Origin of the sequence: Pelagibacterium flavum, assembly GCF_025854335.1 — a bacterium.
Taxonomy (GTDB): Bacteria; Pseudomonadota; Alphaproteobacteria; order Rhizobiales; family Devosiaceae; genus Pelagibacterium; species Pelagibacterium flavum.
Genome location: NZ_CP107716.1, coordinates 2,089,182 through 2,108,105 on the forward strand (window position 1 = coordinate 2,089,182; position 18,924 = coordinate 2,108,105).

Sequence of the window (18,924 nt, forward strand, 5' to 3'; positions counted from 1 at the left end):
AACATAATAGGAACAAATTGGATTCCGTCAAGCTTGACATTCATCAAATAAGTCGAACAAAATAAGAACAAACGAGTTGTGTATAGAGTTGCCGGGCGCTGAACTTTTGCCGGCGATGGCTATATAGTGCGCTCAACGTGACTGGCCGGATTGTGGTTCGGCGGACAAGAGACAGGAAGGCGAATATGTCGGGAAGCGTGAACAAGGTTATTCTGGTTGGCAATCTGGGTGCCGACCCCGAGGTGCGGTCGCTACCCAACGGAAATCCCGTGGTCAATCTGCGCATCGCGACATCCGAGCGCTGGCGCGACCGCAATTCCGGTGAGCCGCGCGAAAAGACCGAATGGCACCGTGTGGTGATCTTCAGCGAGGGACTGGCCAAGGTGGCCCAGAATTACCTCAAGAAAGGCTCCAAGGTTTATATCGAAGGCCAGCTCCAGACCCGGAAATGGGAAAAGGACGGCCAGGATCAGTACACGACCGAAATCGTGCTGCAGGGGTTCAATTCGACACTGACCATGCTCGACGGGCGCGGTGAAGGCGGCGGTGACCGTGACAGCGGCGGTTATGGCGGCAGTCGGCAGGTTGAAAATCGCGGGCGGCCGTCCAGCGCCCCGGCCTTCGAGCCGGGCGGAATGGACGACGACATCCCGTTCTGATTGCAGAAAGGGCGCCGTGAGGCGCCCTTTTTCATAAGAGGCGATTACTGGGTGAAGGGCACCTGGGCCGTGGTGACGCCGCCGGTCGAGAGATCGGTGATATGGAGGTCCATGCCGATCTGGGCGCCCTGGAGCGCCATTGCGGCCTCTACCCGGTATTCCTTGCCTTCGGCGTTGCGGTTGATGAGTTCGAAGTCGATGTCATCGCCGTTGCGGCGGCCGATGGCCAGGCTCTGGAAGCCGGCAACCGAGGACATTGCGGCTTCATACTGGCTGGCCTGCTCGTTCCAGATCATTGTGCCGGCCACCGCGATCGTTCGGCCAGCCAGCGTGCAACGGCCGTCGAATGTCACTCGGGCGGTTCCGGTGTCCTCGACGGCCATACGGCAGACGACGGTTTCCTCTTTACCGGTGGATGCAAGGACCGCAGATCCCCGACCGCGCCAGTCTCCGACATAGCTCTTGAGCAGATCGACATCCTCCTGCGCTGCCAAGGCGGGGCCAGCGAGCGGCAGGCTTGCAAGTGCGATGGCGAAAGCCATCACTTTTGCCGGAAGCGCTTTAGGCAGGGATCTCATTTTTTCTTTCACTCCATCTGGCAAACACCATTCCGCCACCGATCAGCAAAGCGGGCAAGACGATCAGATCGCCGATCAACGCTGCAAGCAGCGTGATGACGGTCAAAAAGCCGAACAGGGCGACCTGGGGCAGCACCGAAACTGTAACCACCGCACATCCGGCAATCAGAATGAGCGTGGTCGCGATAAGGGCCGGGCCCACTCTGTCGAGGGTCGTATCCACGGCCTGGGCGATGGTTTCTCCCCGTTCGCGAGCCCGTGCATAATGGGCCAGAAAATGGATCGTGTCATCGACGGCAATTCCAAAGGCAATCGTAAGGGAAATGACAGTCGTCAACTGCAACTGAATGCCCGATGAATAAAGGAACAGCTCGGTCAGAAGAATCGGAAGGCTGTTGGGTATCACCGATACCAGCGCGAGTTTCCATGAGCGGAAGGCGATGCCGATCAGGACGACCGATAGCGCTATAGCGAGCATCAGACTGATCTGGAGGGTGCCGATCATATCCAGGCTTGCATAGGCGGTGAGCACGCGAAAGCCCGAGATTTCGGCGCCCTCGATTCCGGCGGATGCCAGTTCGGCGCGCATCGATTCAACGAGGGCCACCGTCTGCTGGGCATTTTCCGATGTGGGGGAGAAGGCGGTTATGAGCGCCTGCATGCCATCATCGGTAACGAAGCGCTGGCGCAGGAAGGGGCCGACGGCCTCGAAGATGCGTTCGCGCGAGAACCCCAATTCGGAATAGTGCCGGAAGCTGGCGGCAGAGATGACCTTGCCGGCGCCGAAATTGTTTTCCGCGATCTGGTGGACGCGTTCAACGGTGGCGAAATCGCCGTCGGTCATTTCGGTCAAACCGCCTTCAAGTGGGATGCGGATATAGACCGGGGCAACGCCGCCGACGCCCGCATCGATCTGATCGCTGGTGGCGATGGCATCGCTGCCGCGGGGCAGGAAATCCTGAAACTTGAAGTGCGGCTCGAGCAGGAAATGCGGGATGAGCAGCAGGCCGGCGACCAAAATGGCGGCGAGCGCCGCGCCGCGCGGTGCGACGTGGGCGATGCGGCGAACCAGCGGTATAGGGGCCGTCAGGGCGACGGATGGCGTTTTACGCATGCGGAAACCGAGCCGCATGGCGAACAGCAACGACAGAGGCAGGAAGGTGACAAGGGCCAAGAAGGCCAGGGCCATGCCCAGCGCGCCCGAAATAGCAAATTCGCGCAGCCCCTGGCCGGGCGCCAGGGCAAGGCTGGTGCAGGCGATAATCGTGGTGATGGCGGTCAAGGCGCAGGCAGGGCTGACCTTTCGGACCGTTTCGACGAGCGCTGCGCGCTGATCGACGCCGGTGTTACCGGTGCGCATCCAGTAGAGGCAGAAATACATGCTTTCGGCGAACGCGATGACCAGCACCAGAGCTGAAATGATATTGGTGAGAAAGGTGAAACTGCCAAACGCCAGAATGGTCATCCCGGTGACCCAGAAGGCAGTCACGACCGGGGTAAGCGTGGCGATCAGCGCGCCCCAAAAAGTGCGGAAGCTAAAAAGGGCGGTGAGAAATCCCAGCGCAACCCCTGCGACCATGAACAGGAGCTGATCGAAGCGCGAGGCATTGAGCACTTCCTCCTTCCAGATCGCCGGGCCAGTCAATTCGATATGGATGTCCTCGCTTTCATAGGCTGTCATCAATTCGCGCAGGGAGGCGAGCATTGTGTCTTCGCCAAGCTCCGCCATCGTCTGGGGGGCGGGGAACATGATCATCACCATTCCCGTGTTATCGGCGAGAATGAGATTGCTCATCAGCGGATCGTTGGTACGCAGATCGGTCAGTGCCTCGGCGACCTGCTCGCTGGTTTCCATGCCCTCGGGAACGGCGGGGACCGACGTGCCACCTTCGGCGGGGCGCCGCAGGGAGAAGGGCGACATTGTGCCGGCGGCAAATTCGTTGAGCTCGAGCTCGAAGCCCAAAAAGCGCAGTTCCTCTAGGACTTCCGGGTCGGTCAGCTTGTCCGACCGCACCAGAAGATAGACGTCGTTCTCGAACGTGCCGAAATTTTCGGTCAGCGCGATGTAGCGGTCGTATTCGATGCCGGAGCCACGATAGAGGCGCAGCAGGTCGCCATCGATATTGAATTTGGTGAGTTGAAAGGTGCAAAGCACCGTAAAAGCCAGGACCGCGACGGCCACGATGCGGGGGAAACGCAGGGTCAGCAAGCCCAGTCGCTCAAGGCCAAATCCGATCGACACTTGGTTTCTCCTCCGGGCGAATCGCAGGGAAAAGGCGCGCTGGAATTGGTAAAGGCTGGAAGGGGCGGCGTCCACTCTCGGCGGCGGGGAATGCGTGGCTACCGCTTAAAGCGGGCTGCGAGCAGGATATTGGTTTCGGTGAGGCTGATGCCTTCGATCAGCCTGATGGCGCCGAGGACGGAATCGAAATCGGGCAGCGAAGCGCTTTCGATTTCGGCGACGAGGTCCCAGCGCCCGTTGGTGCTGTAGAGTGCCCGCACCTGGGGCAGTCCCGAGAGGGCGCGGGCGACCTTTTCGGTTCCTCTGCCCTCAACCTCGATCATGGCTATGGCGCGGACGCGCTCGGCGTCGTCGGGTTCGCCGAGGCGAACGCCATAGCCCGAGATGGTGCCGTTGGCTTCCATGCGTTCCATACGGGTCCGGACTGTGGTGCGGGAAACGCCAAGGGTTGTGGCAAGGCTGGCGATGGGCAGGCGGGCATCGTCGCGCAGTAATGCCAGAATTTTGCGGTCCAATTGGTCGGTACTTGGCATTTCGCGCAATGGTCCTTGTCAGATCGGCCAATACTTGTGCCAGATTGCGCAGATTTGCAACTTTCCGTCTTCGCATTGCTTGGGCATGCTGGCGTGAGCATTTGGAGGCAAGAGCGCATGCGTGGACCACAGCCCAGGACAATCACCCTGATCGGAGCGCCTATCGAGGGCGGCGCGGGGCGGCAGGGGTGCTCGATGGGACCGAAGGCCTTGCGTATTGCCGGGCTGGCGGACGCCTTGTCGGGCCTCGGGCACACGGTGATCGACCGTGGCGATGTTGGGCCGCGGGACAATGATTTCGCGCTCGATGGGCTGGCGCACAATGTGGGCGAAGTGACCGGATTTGCGCGTTCGCTGGCCGATGCAGGGGAAGCGGCGCTTGCGGACGGGACCGCGGTCTATCTGGGCGGAGATCATGCGCTGTCATTTGGCTCGGTGGCGGCGGCTCTGCGCCATGCGGACCGATTGGGCAAGACGCTGCATGTGCTCTGGCTGGACGCGCATGCCGATTTCAATACGCCGCTCAGTTCGACGTCGGGCAATATGCACGGCATGCCGGCAGCGTTTTTTTGCGGCGAGGCGGGGTTCGAGGGAATGCTCGAGTGCCCCAAGATGGAGGCGACCCGTTATCATCTGGTCGGTGCGCGCTCCATCGATCCGGCCGAGGTCGATCTGCTGGCGGCGCGGGGTGCCGATGTCAACGACATGGCCGAGGTCGACGAATATGGAATTGCCGCGATCCTGCGGCGCATCCTTGGCGCGGTCGAGGCCGATGACGCGCTTTTGCATGTGAGCCTCGATGTCGATTTCATCGAGCCCGATCTGGCGCCCGGCGTGGGCACGACGGTGCCCGGCGGCGCGACGGTTCGCGAGGCGCATCTGGCGATGGAAATGGTGGGACGGTGCGGGCGGCTGGTCAGTCTCGATCTGGTCGAACTCAACCCGTTTCTCGACGATCGGGGCAAGAGCGCCCGGCTGATGGTCGAACTGGCGGCCAGCGCCTTCGGACGCCGGATTTTCGACAGACCGACACAACCTGCATAATCGAGGGAAAAGATGGCACTGACCGAGGATCTTATTGCGCTCGAACAGACGCTGGGCGCTCACAATTACAAGCCGCTGGATGTCGCGCTGGTGCGCGGTGAAGGCGTGTTCGTCTATGATGTGGATGGCAAGAGATATCTCGACTGCCTGTCGGCCTATTCGGCCGTCAATCAGGGCCATTGCCACCCCAAAATCTTTGAAGCGATGGTCGAACAGGCCAAAAAGCTGACGCTGACCTCGCGGGCCTTTCACAATGACCAGCTTGCCCTGTTTTATCAGGAGATCGCCGATCTCACCGGGTCGCACAAGGTGCTGCCGATGAACACAGGCGCCGAAGCTGTAGAAAGCGCCATAAAGGCGGTGCGCAAATGGGGATACGAGGTCAAGGGCGTCGAAAAGGACAAGGCCGAAATCATTGTTTGCGCCAACAATTTTCATGGACGGACCATGGGGATTGTCGGGTTTTCGACGGACCCTGATGCGCGGGGCGGGTTCGGGCCTTTTGCACCGGGGTTCCGGATCATTCCGTTCGGCGATGCCGATGCGCTGGAAAAGGCGATTACGCCCAATACGGTGGGATTTCTCGTCGAGCCGATACAGGGGGAGGCCGGCGTCATTATTCCGCCGGAGGGGTATTTCCGGCGCGTGCGGCAGCTGTGCACTGATAATAATGTGACGCTTATATTAGATGAAATTCAAACAGGGCTTGGGCGGACCGGGAAGCTGCTGGCCGAGCAGCATGAGGGCATCGAGGCGGATGTGACTTTGCTCGGCAAAGCGCTGTCGGGCGGGTTTTATCCGGTTTCAGCGGTGCTGTCGAATTCCGAGGTTCTGGGCGTGCTGCAACCCGGGCAGCATGGCTCGACTTTTGGCGGCAACCCCTTGGCATGTGCTGTGGCGCGAGCGGCGCTGAGGGTCTTGATCGAGGAGGGAATGATTGAGAATGCGGCGGCGCTCGGGCCCTACTTCCTGGAGGGGCTGGCCGGCATAAAATCAAACCATATCCGCTCGGTCAGGGGGCGGGGGCTGATGCTGGCGATCGATTTGCACCCCGAGGCGGGGGGAGCGCGCCATTTCTGCCATAGGCTCAAAGAACTTGGCATCTTGGCCAAGGACACCCACACCGACACGATCCGGATCGCACCGCCTCTGGTGATCACCAAAGAGCAGATCGATGATGCGCTGGAGGTGTTTGACGCGGCATTGACCGGCTAGGGCTCGACATTGTCAGCAACGTAGGCCCCGCGTTGCCCCATCGGGCGGTCGGGGCCGACGGTGCTGTCGACGGCTGTTCGTAGTTCGAGTCCGGCGTTCAGCGCAGCTCCGAAGACGAAGATCTGGGCGGAAATGAACATCCAGAAAAGCATAACCACCGCGGCCGCCAGTGAGCCGAACGTCGCTTCAAACTCGCCGAAATATTCGACATAGAGCGAAAACAGCAGGCAGGCGGCGATCCAGACAAGCGCGGCCAGTGTCGCGCCGGGCCAGATCCAGCGCAGTTTGGCGCCGCGGCGGTTGAGCGCGTAGCGGTAGATCAGGGCGAAGGCGAGGATGGCCATGGCCAGAAGCGCGGGCCAGCGCAACAGAAGGGCCAGCCGTTCACCGGTGCCGGGAAAGGGGAAGAAGCTGGTGAAAATCGGGATCGCAGCGATGAGTGTCAAAGCCACGACCAGGAAGACGGCGCCGAGAACCGTGGTGGCAAAGGCCACCAGGACCCCCATGAAGAAACCGCGATCCGAAGTTTCGCCGTAAGCGACGGATGTGGCGTGGAGGAGCGCATCGACGCCGCGCGAGCTACTCCAGAGAATGACCACGATCGAAATGGCCAGCCCGACCCCGAACCCGGCCTGATCCTGATTCATGAAGGAATCGAGCTGGTTAGCGACCAGGGAATAGGCGATGGCGGGCATGATGTCGGAGAACCTGTCGATCTCGGCCCGCAGCGCACCATAGTCGCCGAGAATGCCGACCAGCGACACGACAATGCCGATGGCTGGGAAGATCGACAGGAACCCGAAAAACGCGACCCCGGCGCAGCGCAGGGACATATCCTTTTCGCTCATCGTCTTGGCGGTGTGGATAGCGACGTGCTTCCAGTCCCGCATGGAGAGGGCGAAAGGATTATGCGCCTGATGCGCTGAACGGGCCACGACTTACTAGCCCGCGCTTAGAATACGCTCGATCTGATCGACCGGATGGTTGGTCAGCGTCTTGGGAACTTCACCGATCACGCGATCTGTGACGATGGCGTGGAGTTCCTTGCGCAATTCACCCAGCACGCGCGGCGCCGCGCAAAGGACGATCTGTTTGTAACGGTTTTCGTTGGCATATTTGTAGAGCAGCTCGGCAGCGTCCTTGGCGAAGCGTTCCTCGGCAAGCCGATGCCAGTCGGTTGGCTCCATCGCGCTCTTCTGGTTCTGTCCGCTGTCGTACATTCGCCCGGGAGCATCGGTGCCCTGGTCCCTGGTGGGGGGATTGTCCTGCTCCATTTCGCGCACTACCCGAAATACAGGGTTTTTTCGGGTGCCAGTGTTTTCAAAGAACAAGGCTTTTTCGCCGTCGGCGACGAGCACCCAGACCTTGTTGTCGACTTTGAAATCCATTTCCTGCATGGGGGGCTCCTGTTCAATGAAACTCATCAAGGAACGGGTCAGATTAGCCTGAGTTCCGCCCGGAGTCTTTCCACTTTATAGGAACAGGGCTTTGAGTCACTCGGCGCTGAAATTGGCGTATCGGGCAAGCCGTGACAGGGCTAGGGTTACGAGAATCAAGGCTGCCGTGCCCATCAGGACCGGCGAGAAGCCCGTGTGTTCGGCGATGAACCCGATGGCCGAGGGGGCGATCAGGATTCCCGAGTAGCCCATGACCGTGACAATCGACAGCCCGATCCCCGAGGGGATGCCGGGGAGATTTCCGGCCGCCGAAAAGGCGATGGGGACCATGTTGGAAATGCCAATACCGGCAATGGCAAAGCCCAGGATGGTGAGCTCGGGAACGGGTGCCGACGCGGCAATCATCATGCCGGTCAAGGCAAAACCGCCGCAGATGCGAAGGGTGAGGACCGCGCCCAGCCTTTGCCGGATGGCATCCCCGGCAAAGCGCATGATGGCCATGGTTGCGGAAAAAGCGGCAAAGCCAAGCGCCGCCAGTTCGATGCTCGCACCGTGCTTCTGTTGAAGAAAGAGCGCCGACCAATCGAGGATTGCCCCTTCGGGGATCATCGAAAACAGCGCCATGACGCCTACGAGGTAGGGCAGGGGCGAGCGGGGGAACTTGAGCGGGGTTGCGGCTTTGGCCTCGGGCGTCGGCTGATCCTGGGCGAGGAGCGGGAGCGCCAAGACCGCGGCAGCGGTTGCAAGGGCGGTGATGATCAGCCCGTGAGCGAACTCCCCAACCGATCCGAGAAGGACGCCACCCAATGCCGCGCCAAGCAGGGCGCCAAGGCTCCAGAATCCATGGCACGAGGACATGATGGCGCGCTTCATGCGTTTTTCCACCGCCACGGCGTTTGTGTTCATGGCGACGTCCATGCCGCCGATAAGCCCGCCAAATACGAAAATGACCACTGCGGTGGTGATCAGTTCGGGGGCCAGCGTGAGCAGGAACAGCATGGGCAGGAGAGCAAAGGTTGCGGGCTTGAGCAGTGGTGCCGAGCCGTGCTTTGCCGTTAGTGCCCCGATTACCGGCATCATGGCAATCGAACCAAGGCCGAAAACCAGGATCAGCAGGCCCATGACCGACTCGGTTATGCCGAGCCGTGCCATGAGCACCGGGATCTTGGGTGCCCAGCTTCCCACCAGAAATCCGTTGACCAGAAACAGGGTCGAAACCGCGAGGCGATCGCCGCGCATGCCGAAATAGAGCGGCACGGGGCCGCGGGACGTCGCCAGATCGGACATCGAAATTCACACTCGCAAAAGTGGATGATCGTTGTCCGTCATTCAACCGATTGTGCGATTTTCGGCAACCCCTTTTCTGTAATCGATCTCATTGACGACCGCCGGGAAGAAAACTGTGCCTGGGGGGTGCCAAAAGGGCGCGCAAAACTGGTATCTGCGTTCGGAATCGAATAAACCCGGTGCCAGCAGAATCAGTGCAGAACGAGCATCGTGACAGATACGCCAGAAGATGACGCAGGCAGCGTAATGCCCTCCGACATCCACCCGATCTCGATAACGGACGAGATGCGCAAATCCTATCTCGATTACGCGATGAGCGTGATCGTGAGCCGGGCCCTGCCCGACGTGCGCGACGGGCTCAAACCCGTGCATCGCCGCATCCTTTTTTCGATGCACGAGCAGGGTTACGAACATAACAAGCCCTATCGCAAATCGGCCCGCGTGGTCGGTGACGTTATCGGTAAATATCACCCGCATTCGGACGATGCGGTCTATATGTCCCTGGTGCGCATGGCGCAGCCGTTCTCGATGCGCGTCAAGCTGATTGACGGGCAGGGTAACTTCGGTTCGGTCGACGGTGATATGCCGGCGGCAATGCGCTACACCGAAGCGCGCATGGAAAAGGTCACAGGCTCGCTGCTCGACGACCTGGACAAGGATACTGTCGATTTCCGCGACAACTATGACGCCAGCGAGCGCGAACCGACGGTCTTGCCGGCGCGGTTCCCGAACCTGCTCGTCAATGGCGGCGGTGGTATCGCCGTGGGCATGGCCACCAATATTCCGAGCCACAATCTTGGCGAGGTGATCGACGCTTGCCTGGCCATGATGGACAATGCGGACATCACGGTCGATGAGTTGATGGAAATCATTCCTGGACCGGACTTTCCGACAGCAGGCATCATTATCGGCAAGTCCGGCATCCGGTCTGCCTATGAGACAGGGCGTGGCTCGGTTCTCATGCGTGGGCGCGTGACGGTCGAAGAGGTTCGCAAGGAACGCGAAGCGCTGATCATTCACGAGATTCCCTATCAGGTGAACAAGGCGACGATGATCGAAAAGATTGCCGAGATGGTGCGCGACAAGCGCATCGAAGGCATCGCCGACATTCGCGACGAGTCCGACCGTCAGGGCATGCGTGTGGTGATCGAGATCAAGCGCGATGCCGTGGCAGACGTGGTGCTGAACCAGCTCTATCGCTATTCGATGCTGCAGACCTCATTCGGCTGCAACTTCGTGGCGCTCAATGGCGGCAAGCCGGAATTGATGAACCTGCAGTCGATCCTGCAGGCGTTCCTGCGGTTCCGCGAAGAGGTTATCACCCGCCGCACCCGGTTCCTGCTCAACAAGGCTCGCGACCGTGCCCATGTGCTGGTGGGTCTGCTGGTGGCCGTCAACAATGTAGATGAGGTTATCCGTCTTATCCGTTCGTCGCCGGACCCCGCAACGGCGCGTCAGAAGCTGTTGGAGCGTGACTGGCCGGCGTCGGACGTCATGGGTCTGATCAAGCTGATCGACGATCCGCGCCACCAGATCAATGACGACGGCACCTTCAAGCTCTCCGATGAGCAGGCGCGTGCCATTCTGGCGCTGACCCTGTCGCGACTGACGGCGCTTGGCCGGAACGAAATCGGCGACGAACTCAATTCGCTTGGCGAGCAGATCAAGGATTATCTCGATATTCTGCGCTCGCGCGAGCGGGTTCTGGGCATCATTCGTGACGAGCTCAACGAGATCAAGGAGCAGTACGCGACACCGCGGATGACACAGATCGACGAGTTCGCCGGCGATCTGGACGATGAAGATCTGATAGCACGCGAGGATATGGTGGTGACCGTGTCGCACGCCGGTTACATCAAGCGGGTGCCGCTTTCGACCTATCGCGCGCAGCGCAGGGGAGGAAAGGGGCGTTCGGGCATGTCGACGCGCGACGAGGATTTCGTCGCGAGGCTGTTCGTCGCCAATACGCACACGCCGGTGCTGTTCTTTTCCTCGCGCGGTATCGTCTACAAGATGAAGGTCTGGCGATTGCCGGTGGCCGCGCCACAGGCGCGCGGCAAGGCGCTGATCAACATGCTGCCGCTCGAAGACGGTGAGCGCATCACATCGATCATGCCGCTGCCCGAGGACGAGGACAGCTGGGCTAGCCTCGATGTGATGTTTGTCACCCAATCGGGCAATGTGCGCCGCAACAAGCTCTCGGACTTCGTCGAGGTGCGCCAGAACGGCAAGATTGCCATGAAGCTCGATGAGGGCGACGGGATCGTCGGCGTCGAGACGGCCTCGGAAAGTGACGATATCCTGATCACGACGGCGAAGGGCCAGTGCATCCGCTTTGCGATAACCGATGTGCGTGTCTTCAAGGGGCGCGATTCGACCGGTGTTCGAGGTATCAACCTGGCAAAGGGCGACGAAGTGATCGCCATGTCGATCCTGCGCCATTTCGATGCTTCGGCGGAAGAGCGTGCGGCGTACCTGAAGATGAGCCGCGCCGTGCGCGGTGAGGCCGAAGAGGCGGCGGAGGTCGCAGAGGGCGACGAAGAGGTTGCGGGCGATTCACCGCTTGACCAGGATCGCTATGCCTCAATGAGCGCGGCCGAGCAGTTCGTCCTGACGATCTCCGAAAAGGGCTTTGGAAAGCGAACATCGTCGTTCGAGTACCGGGTGACCGGGCGTGGCGGCAAGGGTATCGTTGCCATGGCGGTCAACAGCCGCAATGGCAACCTGGTCGGCTCATTCCCTGTGGAAGACGAAAACCAGCTCATGCTGGTGACCAATGGCGGGCAGGTGATCCGCGTGCCGGTCGATGGTATCCGCATTGTCGGGCGTTCGAGCCAGGGCGTTACGATTTTCCGCACCGCAGCGGACGAAAAAGTGGTCTCGGTCGAGCGTATAACGGAGCCGGAAAGCGCTGAGGGCGAAGAACCCGAAGACGGCGCGGAGGCATCCCCGAGCGAAGAGTGATCAAGCATAGCCATGGCCCCTTGCCAGAAGCATAGGGCCATGGCTAGCTGACGGGGTTGTCTCCTGGAGGGTGCCATGCCCGATATGACCTCACTTCTCGCCTTTCTTGCTGCCTCATTTTTCATAGCCGTCGTTCCCGGCCCGACCGTAACTGTCATTATCGCCAGCGCTCTATCGCGCGGAACGATGGCGGGGATGGCGATCATTCTGGGCACGCAGCTTGGGCTCGTCTCGATGATTATGGTCGTTGCGTTCGGGCTTGAGGCTGTGATGAGTCTCATGGGCTGGGCATTCGACTGGATCAAGCTGATGGGAGCGGCCTATCTTGTCTGGCTGGGCTATCGCATGTTGCGCTCGAGCGGGGAGATTGAACCACTCGAGGCAGAACGGCACAGGAGCTTGCGCGGATATGTGGTCCAGGGATTTGTCGTTATCTGGTCCAATCCCAAGGCGCTTCTGATGTTTGGCGCTTTCCTGCCTCAGTTCGTGGTGGCCAATGGAGCAGCGCTGCCGCAGATCCTTGTGCTGGGCGGATTGTTCATGCTGGCGACGACGCTGAGCGATTCTGTTTACGCTGTTCTGGCGGGGCAGATGCGCCATTGGATCAATGCGGCCCGGGTGCGGCTGGTCAATCGGGTTTCTGGCGTTGTGCTGATCGGGGGCGGCATCTGGCTTGCGCTCCAGCGCCGGGCGTGACAAAAACCGGCAATGACTGAGCGTGTGGGATTTTACCCCGGATCGTTCGATCCGGTGACCAATGGCCATCTCGATGTTATCGAGCGGGCCTGCAAACTCGTGGACAAGCTGATTGTCGGTATCGGGGTGCATGCGGCCAAAAAGCCGATGCTGAGCGCGGATCAGCGGCGGGAACTGCTTGCGGAGACGGCGGGCGCAATCGGTACGCGCAAGGGCGTGGCAATCGAGATCGTCGAGTTCGACGGGCTTATGGTTCAGGCGGCGCAGCGTTGCGGCGCGGGGATGGTCATTCGCGGGCTGCGCGACACGACCGACTACAATTACGAAATGCAGATGGTGGGCATGAACGCGCAAATGGCGCCGGACATTCAGACGGTGTTTGTGCCTTCGAGCCCCTATGTGCGCCATATTTCGGCAACGCTGGTGCGCCAGATAGCGGAGATGGGGGGCGATATCGCGCCCTTCGTGCCGCGCGCCGTGCTCAAACTTCTGGAGACATGATGGCTGATCATTCCGCCAAACCGGCCAACCGCATGGTTGGCTTTCTCGTTTTCGCTTTTGTTGCCGTTTTCGGTGCCATGGTCGCATGGCCCTATCTGCCGTTCGGGCAGACGCCTGCCATGGCGCAATCTGCCGCCGATGTGCCTGCGGACGCACCCATTGCGACGCTGACGCTGGAGAGCGGCGATGTGACCATTGCGCTGCGTCCCGATCTTGCGCCCGAGCATGTGGCGCGGATCACCGAGCTGGCGAATTCGGGCTTTTATGACGGTCTGAAATTCCATCGCGTGATCGACGGGTTCATGGCGCAGACCGGGGACCCGCTGGGCAATGGCACCGGTGGCTCGGAAATGCCGGATCTGGCTGCCGAGTTTTCCAACGAACCGTTCGTTCGCGGCACGCTTGGGATGGCCCGTTCGGCCAATCCCAACTCGGCCAATTCACAGTTCTTTATCGTGACGGCGGATTCGCCGCATCTGAACGGCCAATATACCCTGTTCGGCAATGTCATCTCGGGTATGGAGTTGGTCGACGGACTGGAAAAGGGGCCCGCGAGCGCCAATGGTGCTGTCGCCGATCCCGACATCATGGTTTCTCTGCGCATCGCAGAGTAGCAATAATCAACAAAAGGAAAGCCGCTCATGGCCGATATCAAGGATCCGGAAAACACAATCGTCATGGAGACCTCCAAGGGCAATGTGGTCATCGAACTGCGCCCCGACCTGGCCCCAAGTCACGTTGAACGCATGAAAGACTTGGCCCGCGAAGGGTTTTACGACGGGATCGTGTTTCATCGCGTGATCGACGGGTTCATGGCGCAGGTTGGTTGCCCGAAGGGCAACGGTACGGGCGGATCGGACAAGCCTGATCTCAAGGCGGAATTTTCCCAGGAAAAGCATGTTCGCGGCACGGTTTCGGCAGCGCGTTCGGCCAACCCGAACTCGGCCAATTCCCAGTTCTTCATTTGCTTTGGCGAAGCGCCCTGGCTCAACGGCCAGTACTCGGTTTTCGGCCAGGTAATCGAGGGGATGGATGTTGTCGATCAACTCGAAAAGGGTGAACCGGTTCGCAACCCCGACAAGATCGTCTCGATGAAGGTCGCCGCCGACGCTGCGTAGGCTGCATCTACCCCAAGTGCTTTGTGTACCCCGGCGCGAGCCGGGGTCGCTTTTTGTGGAAGACAGAAAATGAAGGTCGATCTTTTCGACTTTGATCTCCCCGAAGACCGGATTGCGCTGCATCCCGTTTCGCCCCGCGACAGCGCAAAGATGCTGGTCGTTGCGGAGGACGGAGGGCTTACGGACCACGTCGTCACCGACCTTGAAACGATCCTGCGTGCCGGGGACGTGCTGGTGGTCAATGACACGCGGGTTATTCCTGCCGATCTCAGGGGTACGCGCCATCGGGGAGAGTTTGCGGCCTCGGTGTCGTTCAACCTGCACAAGCGGGTGGACGGCAGCACGTGGCTGGCGTTTGCCCGGCCCGCAAAGCGGCTCAAGATCGGCGATCGCGTGGTGTTCGGAGCCACATCGGAAGTCTGCATGCTCGATGAACTTGCGGCTACCGTCAAAGCGGTTGAAGACGGGCAGGTAACGCTCGGTTTCGACTTTTCCGATGCGGTGCTCGATGAAGCGATCAAGGCGCGCGGCGCAATGCCGCTGCCGCCCTATATCGGGGCCAAACGCGATATCGAAGAGCGCGACAAGACCGATTATCAGACGGTTTATGCCGAGCACGACGGCGCGGTCGCCGCGCCGACTGCAGGGCTGCATTTCACACCAGAGTTGCTGGAGCGGCTCGAGAACAAGGGTGTGGCAATCGAGCATGTGACGCTGCATGTGGGGGCGGGGACGTTCCTGCCGATGAAAGCAGATGACACCGAGGATCATGTCATGCACGCCGAGTGGGGCGTGGTTGCTCCCGAAACGGTTGAACGCATCCATGCGGCGAAGGCGGCCGGCGGGCGAATTGTTGCCGTGGGCACGACCAGCCTGCGGCTACTCGAAAGTGCGGCGCGCAAGACCGGCGCGCTGGAGCCTTTTGCGGACGAGACGGATATCTTCATCACGCCGGGATTTGGGTTCCGCGTTGTCGATGTGCTGATGACCAATTTCCACCTGCCGCGCTCGACGCTGTTCATGCTGGTCTCGGCCTTTTCCGGCCTGGAGACCATGCACAAGGCCTACAAGCATGCCATCGATCACCATTATCGTTTCTATTCTTACGGCGACTCCTCGCTGCTGTTCCGGGCCAACCGATGACCGAAAATTTCCAGTTCACGCTTTCCGCCACCGACGGCATGGCCCGTCGCGGGCAGATGGATACGCCGCGCGGTGAAATTCGCACGCCGGCCTTTATGCCCGTAGGTACGGCGGGCACGGTCAAGGCGATGTATCCCGAGCAGGTGCGCGAGACCGGCGCCGATATCGTTCTGGGCAACACCTATCACCTGATGTTGCGCCCCGGCGCGGAGCGGGTGGCGCGGCTGGGCGGGCTGCATGAGTTCATGGACTGGCAGCGTCCGATCCTTACCGATTCTGGTGGATTCCAGGTGATGAGCCTGGCCAAGCTGCGCAAGCTCGATGAGAACGGAGTGACGTTCAAATCCCATATCGATGGGGCAACGCACAACCTGACGCCGGAACGCTCCATCGAAATCCAGAAGCTGCTCGATTCCGATATCATCATGCAGCTCGATGAGTGCGTGAGCCTGCCGGCCGAATATGACGAGCTCGAACGGGCCATGGAGCTGTCCATCCGGTGGGCGGAACGCTCGAAAAAGGCATTCGACAATGCCAAGGGCAGGGCGCTTTTCGGGATCGTGCAAGGGGGTGATAACGCGGAACTCCGCGCGCGCTCGGCTGCCGGGCTGATCGATATCGGGTTCGACGGGTATGCGGTTGGCGGGTTGGCCGTGGGTGAGCCGCAGGAGGTAATGTTTACGGTCCTCAACGAGGTCACCCCGCAATTGCCGACCGACAAACCGCGCTATCTGATGGGTGTCGGTAAGCCCGACGACCTGTTGGGCGCGGTTGAGCGCGGGATCGACATGTTCGATTGCGTGCATCCGACGCGAGCCGGGCGGCACGGGCACGCCTATACGCGGTTCGGTGTGGTGAACCTGAAAAATGCAAGGCACAAGGACGATCATCGACCGCTGGACGAAGCCTCGTCCAATCCGACGGCACGGCGCTTTTCACGGGCCTATCTGCATCATCTGGTCAGATGCGAAGAAATGCTGGGCGCGATGATCCTGAGCCAAATCAACCTTTCCTATTATCAGGAGTTGATGGCGGGCATGCGAAATGCGATTGAGAATGCGACTTTCGTCCAATATTGCGCAGAGGTCCGCGAAGGCTGGACCAAAGGCGACCTGCCAGCGCTAGATTAGGGGTGCATACGATGTCGAACAAGGTTCGCAAGGCTGGTTTCGAGGCTTTGAAGAAACACAAGAAACGCCTGGCGGGCACCAGCATGCGTGAATTGTTCACCCATGACGAGGATCGCTTTTCGTCCTATTCGGCGTCGTTTGGCGATATCCTGCTCGACTACTCCAAGAACCGTATCGACAGCCAATCCATGGCTGCGCTGTTCGATCTGGCGCGGGAAACCGATGTCGAGGCTCGACGTCACCAGATGTGGGCGGGTGACCCCATCAACATTACGGAAAACCGCTCTGTGCTGCACATGGCGCTGCGTTATGGCGGCGATGAAGCAGTGATGGTGGAGGGTGCCGACGTGATGCCCGCAGTGCGGGACGTTTTGGCGCGGATCAAGGGGTTTTCCAACGATGTGCGCGATGGCGCGGTCCGTGGAGCGCTGGGGGACCAGTTCACCGATGTGGTCAATATCGGGATCGGCGGGTCCGATCTCGGGCCGGCGATGGTGACGCTGGCGCTGGAGCCCTATACACGGGCCAATCTGCGGGCGCACTACGTTTCCAATGTCGATGGCGCGCATATGCACGACACGCTCAAGGGGCTCGATCCGGCGCGGACGCTGTTCATCGTCGCGTCCAAGACCTTCACCACTGACGAAACCATGACCAACGCCCACACCGCCCGCAAGTGGCTGGCCGATGCGCTGGGCGAGCAGGCCGTCAACGACCATTTCGCAGCGGTTTCGACCAATATCGAGGGCTGCCAGGCGTTCAGCATACGCGAAGATCGCATCTTCGGGTTCTGGGACTGGGTTGGCGGGCGTTATTCGGTGTGGTCGGCCATCGGCTTGCCGGTGGCGATTGCCGTAGGATACGACAATTTCGAGGCGTTCCTGCGCGGCGCCTATGAGATGGACCAGCATTTTCTCACTGCGCCGCTGGAAGAAAACCTGCCGGTCATCATGGGCCTTTTGGGCGTTTGGTATCGCAATGCCTGGGGTTTTGCGACCCATGCGGTATTGCCCTATGACCAGCGGCTCTCGCGCTTTCCGGCCTATCTTCAGCAGCAGGATATGGAATCGAACGGCAAGTCGATGACGCTAAACGGCAAGGCCGTGCCGTGGGAAACTGGACCTGTCATCTGGGGTGAGCCGGGGACGAATGGGCAGCACGCCTTTTACCAACTGATCCATCAGGGGACCTCGGTCATCCCGTGCGATTTTCTCGTGGCGGCCAATCCGCAGGAGGATCTGCCGCCTCATCACGCCAAGCTGGTCGCCAATTGTCTTGCGCAATCGGAGGCGCTGATGCTGGGCAAGACCGAGGATGAGGTGATAAACGAGCTCAAGGGTACCGGGCTTTCGAAAGACCAGATCAAAGCGTTGACCCCGCACAAGGTGTTTCCCGGAAATCGGCCCTCCAACACCATCATGTATTCCAGGCTCGATCCGGCGACGCTGGGTAAGCTGGTGGCGCTTTATGAGCACAAGGTGTTCGTTCAGGGCACGATCTGGAACGTCAATTCCTATGACCAGTGGGGCGTGGAACTGGGCAAGCAACTGGCCAAGGCCCTATTGCCCAAGGTGGAGGGTGCCGAAACGGCCGAGAGCCATGACAGTTCGACCCGCGGCCTGCTTGATCACTTCCGTGCCCTGAAAGGCTGAGCGATGACGATTACCTCCGAGGAAGAACTCGAGCGGCTCAAGGTAATCGGCCGTATCTGTGCGATTGCACGCGATACGATGGCAACGGCGCTCGAGCCGGGCATGACGACCAAGGAACTCGATGATATTGGGCGCAAGGTGCTGGACGATCACGGCGCGCGTTCGGCGCCTGAGGTGACGTACCAGTTTCCAGGTGCGACCTGCATTTCGGTCAATGAAGAGGTTGCGCACGGGATTCCGAGCAACCGTGTCATCAAGGCGGGTGATCTGGTCAATATCGACGTTTCGGCGGAAAAGGACGGGATATTCGCCGATACGGGTGCGTCCTATATTGTACCACCGGGCTCTGTGCGCCGGCTCGAGAAGCTTTGCAGCGATGGCAAGAAGGCCATGTGGGCCGGCATCAGGTCCGTGCGGTCTGGAGGCAGGATTGCAGACATTGGCGACGCTATCGGCAAGTTTGCGGGGACGAATGGCTATACGCTGATCCGCAATCTCGCCAGCCACGGCATTGGCTATGGTCTGCATGACGAGCCCGGGGAAATCCCGACCTGGCCGGATCGGTCGGAGCGCCGGCGGATCGAGGATGGGCTGGTGTTCACCGTCGAACCGTTCCTCTCGATGGGCGGGCAGATGGCCGAGGAAAAATCCATGGACGACCCGTGGACGCTGGTGAGCGTACCTTCGGCGCCTTGCGTGCAATATGAGCATACGATCGTCGCCACGCGGCGTGGGGCAGTCGTTGTAACGCTGGCGGCCTGAGAG

General features: G+C 60.4%; 18 protein-coding genes. 12 read left to right on the plus strand and 6 right to left on the minus strand.

Annotation, left to right across the window (positions count from 1 at the left end):
• Positions 1–185: 185 nt before the first annotated feature.
• On the plus strand, positions 186–659 hold the full coding sequence (ssb, locus tag OF122_RS10430) for a single-stranded DNA-binding protein (RefSeq protein WP_264224192.1): 474 nt from the start codon (positions 186–188) through the stop codon (positions 657–659).
• A gap of 44 nt (positions 660–703) precedes the next feature.
• Here ssb and OF122_RS10435 read toward each other — a convergent pair whose 3' ends face one another.
• From OF122_RS10435 to OF122_RS10445, 3 genes are all read right to left on the minus strand, one after another.
• Entirely contained in the window at positions 704–1,237 is a 534-nt protein-coding gene (locus tag OF122_RS10435) for a hypothetical protein (protein WP_264224193.1), read from the minus strand.
• Positions 1,221–3,479 carry an efflux RND transporter permease subunit gene (locus OF122_RS10440; RefSeq protein WP_264224194.1) on the minus strand — a complete coding sequence of 753 codons (2,259 nt, stop codon included), beginning with the start codon at positions 3,477–3,479 and terminating at the stop codon, positions 1,221–1,223. The genes OF122_RS10435 and OF122_RS10440 overlap by 17 nt, the downstream gene beginning before the upstream one ends.
• A 98-nt stretch (positions 3,480–3,577) precedes the next feature.
• The gene (locus tag OF122_RS10445) at positions 3,578–4,012 is read right to left on the minus strand and encodes an Lrp/AsnC family transcriptional regulator (protein WP_264224195.1); all 435 of its coding nucleotides are present in this window, start codon (positions 4,010–4,012) and stop codon (positions 3,578–3,580) included.
• Between the two features lie 117 nt (positions 4,013–4,129).
• Between OF122_RS10445 and rocF the strand changes: the two genes are divergently transcribed.
• Positions 4,130–5,056 carry an arginase gene (rocF, locus tag OF122_RS10450; RefSeq protein ID WP_264224196.1) on the plus strand — a complete coding sequence of 309 codons (927 nt, stop codon included), beginning with the start codon at positions 4,130–4,132 and terminating at the stop codon, positions 5,054–5,056.
• A gap of 12 nt (positions 5,057–5,068) precedes the next feature.
• A complete protein-coding gene (gene rocD / locus OF122_RS10455) occupies positions 5,069–6,271 on the plus strand; it encodes an ornithine--oxo-acid transaminase (RefSeq protein WP_264224197.1) in 1,203 nt (400 codons plus the stop codon).
• Here rocD and OF122_RS10460 read toward each other — a convergent pair.
• From OF122_RS10460 to OF122_RS10470, 3 genes are all read right to left on the minus strand, one after another.
• Positions 6,268–7,206, minus strand: coding sequence for a YihY/virulence factor BrkB family protein (locus OF122_RS10460; RefSeq protein ID WP_264224198.1), 939 nt, complete (start codon positions 7,204–7,206; stop codon positions 6,268–6,270). The genes rocD and OF122_RS10460 overlap by 4 nt on opposite strands.
• Positions 7,207–7,212: 6 nt before the next feature.
• Positions 7,213–7,668 (minus strand): host attachment family protein, encoded by a 456-nt coding sequence (locus OF122_RS10465; RefSeq protein ID WP_264224199.1) that lies wholly within the window; start codon positions 7,666–7,668, stop codon positions 7,213–7,215.
• A gap of 96 nt (positions 7,669–7,764) precedes the next feature.
• Positions 7,765–8,955, minus strand: coding sequence for an MFS transporter (locus OF122_RS10470; RefSeq protein ID WP_264224200.1), 1,191 nt, complete (start codon positions 8,953–8,955; stop codon positions 7,765–7,767).
• A gap of 246 nt (positions 8,956–9,201) precedes the next feature.
• On the opposite strand from OF122_RS10470, the gene gyrA reads away from it, so the two are divergent.
• The 9 genes from gyrA (at position 9,202) to map (ending at position 18,921) form a co-directional block, all read left to right on the plus strand.
• Positions 9,202–11,919, plus strand: coding sequence for a DNA gyrase subunit A (gyrA, locus tag OF122_RS10475; RefSeq protein ID WP_264227646.1), 2,718 nt, complete (start codon positions 9,202–9,204; stop codon positions 11,917–11,919).
• A 75-nt stretch (positions 11,920–11,994) separates the two neighbouring features.
• Positions 11,995–12,615 (plus strand): LysE family translocator, encoded by a 621-nt coding sequence (locus tag OF122_RS10480; protein ID WP_264224201.1) that lies wholly within the window; start codon positions 11,995–11,997, stop codon positions 12,613–12,615.
• 12 nt (positions 12,616–12,627) lie between these two features.
• Positions 12,628–13,116, plus strand: a complete 489-nt coding sequence (gene coaD / locus OF122_RS10485) for a pantetheine-phosphate adenylyltransferase (RefSeq protein WP_264224202.1) — start codon at positions 12,628–12,630, stop codon at positions 13,114–13,116.
• Positions 13,116–13,730, plus strand: coding sequence for a peptidylprolyl isomerase (locus OF122_RS10490; protein WP_264224203.1), 615 nt, complete (start codon positions 13,116–13,118; stop codon positions 13,728–13,730). The genes coaD and OF122_RS10490 overlap by 1 nt, the downstream gene beginning before the upstream one ends.
• A gap of 27 nt (positions 13,731–13,757) precedes the next feature.
• Positions 13,758–14,234 carry a peptidylprolyl isomerase gene (locus tag OF122_RS10495; RefSeq protein ID WP_264224204.1) on the plus strand — a complete coding sequence of 159 codons (477 nt, stop codon included), beginning with the start codon at positions 13,758–13,760 and terminating at the stop codon, positions 14,232–14,234.
• Positions 14,235–14,303: 69 nt separating this feature from the next.
• Positions 14,304–15,377, plus strand: coding sequence for a tRNA preQ1(34) S-adenosylmethionine ribosyltransferase-isomerase QueA (gene queA / locus OF122_RS10500; protein ID WP_264224205.1), 1,074 nt, complete (start codon positions 14,304–14,306; stop codon positions 15,375–15,377).
• A complete protein-coding gene (gene tgt, locus OF122_RS10505) occupies positions 15,374–16,507 on the plus strand; it encodes a tRNA guanosine(34) transglycosylase Tgt (protein WP_264224206.1) in 1,134 nt (377 codons plus the stop codon). Before queA ends, tgt begins: the two co-directional genes overlap by 4 nt.
• Positions 16,508–16,518: 11 nt before the next feature.
• Positions 16,519–18,159 (plus strand): glucose-6-phosphate isomerase, encoded by a 1,641-nt coding sequence (pgi, locus tag OF122_RS10510; RefSeq protein ID WP_264224207.1) that lies wholly within the window; start codon positions 16,519–16,521, stop codon positions 18,157–18,159.
• Positions 18,160–18,162: 3 nt separating this feature from the next.
• The gene (gene map, locus OF122_RS10515; RefSeq protein WP_264224208.1) at positions 18,163–18,921 is read left to right on the plus strand and encodes a type I methionyl aminopeptidase; all 759 of its coding nucleotides are present in this window, start codon (positions 18,163–18,165) and stop codon (positions 18,919–18,921) included.
• Positions 18,922–18,924 lie beyond the last annotated feature (3 nt).

Excerpts from the sequence above, each read along its gene's own strand:
- ssb (WP_264224192.1), top strand. The coding sequence starts at position 186 with ATGTCGGGAAGCGTGAACAAGGTTATTCTGGTTGGCAATCTGGGTGCC.
- OF122_RS10435 (WP_264224193.1), bottom strand. The coding sequence starts at position 1,237 with ATGAGATCCCTGCCTAAAGCGCTTCCGGCAAAAGTGATGGCTTTCGCC.
- OF122_RS10445 (WP_264224195.1), bottom strand. The coding sequence starts at position 4,012 with ATGCCAAGTACCGACCAATTGGACCGCAAAATTCTGGCATTACTGCGC.
- rocF (WP_264224196.1), top strand. The coding sequence starts at position 4,130 with ATGCGTGGACCACAGCCCAGGACAATCACCCTGATCGGAGCGCCTATC.
- rocD (WP_264224197.1), top strand. The coding sequence starts at position 5,069 with ATGGCACTGACCGAGGATCTTATTGCGCTCGAACAGACGCTGGGCGCT.
- OF122_RS10465 (WP_264224199.1), bottom strand. The coding sequence starts at position 7,668 with ATGCAGGAAATGGATTTCAAAGTCGACAACAAGGTCTGGGTGCTCGTC.
- OF122_RS10470 (WP_264224200.1), bottom strand. The coding sequence starts at position 8,955 with ATGTCCGATCTGGCGACGTCCCGCGGCCCCGTGCCGCTCTATTTCGGC.
- gyrA (WP_264227646.1), top strand. The coding sequence starts at position 9,202 with ATGCCCTCCGACATCCACCCGATCTCGATAACGGACGAGATGCGCAAA.
- OF122_RS10480 (WP_264224201.1), top strand. The coding sequence starts at position 11,995 with ATGCCCGATATGACCTCACTTCTCGCCTTTCTTGCTGCCTCATTTTTC.
- coaD (WP_264224202.1), top strand. The coding sequence starts at position 12,628 with ATGACTGAGCGTGTGGGATTTTACCCCGGATCGTTCGATCCGGTGACC.
- OF122_RS10490 (WP_264224203.1), top strand. The coding sequence starts at position 13,116 with ATGGCTGATCATTCCGCCAAACCGGCCAACCGCATGGTTGGCTTTCTC.
- OF122_RS10495 (WP_264224204.1), top strand. The coding sequence starts at position 13,758 with ATGGCCGATATCAAGGATCCGGAAAACACAATCGTCATGGAGACCTCC.
- queA (WP_264224205.1), top strand. The coding sequence starts at position 14,304 with ATGAAGGTCGATCTTTTCGACTTTGATCTCCCCGAAGACCGGATTGCG.
- tgt (WP_264224206.1), top strand. The coding sequence starts at position 15,374 with ATGACCGAAAATTTCCAGTTCACGCTTTCCGCCACCGACGGCATGGCC.
- pgi (WP_264224207.1), top strand. The coding sequence starts at position 16,519 with ATGTCGAACAAGGTTCGCAAGGCTGGTTTCGAGGCTTTGAAGAAACAC.
- map (WP_264224208.1), top strand. The coding sequence starts at position 18,163 with ATGACGATTACCTCCGAGGAAGAACTCGAGCGGCTCAAGGTAATCGGC.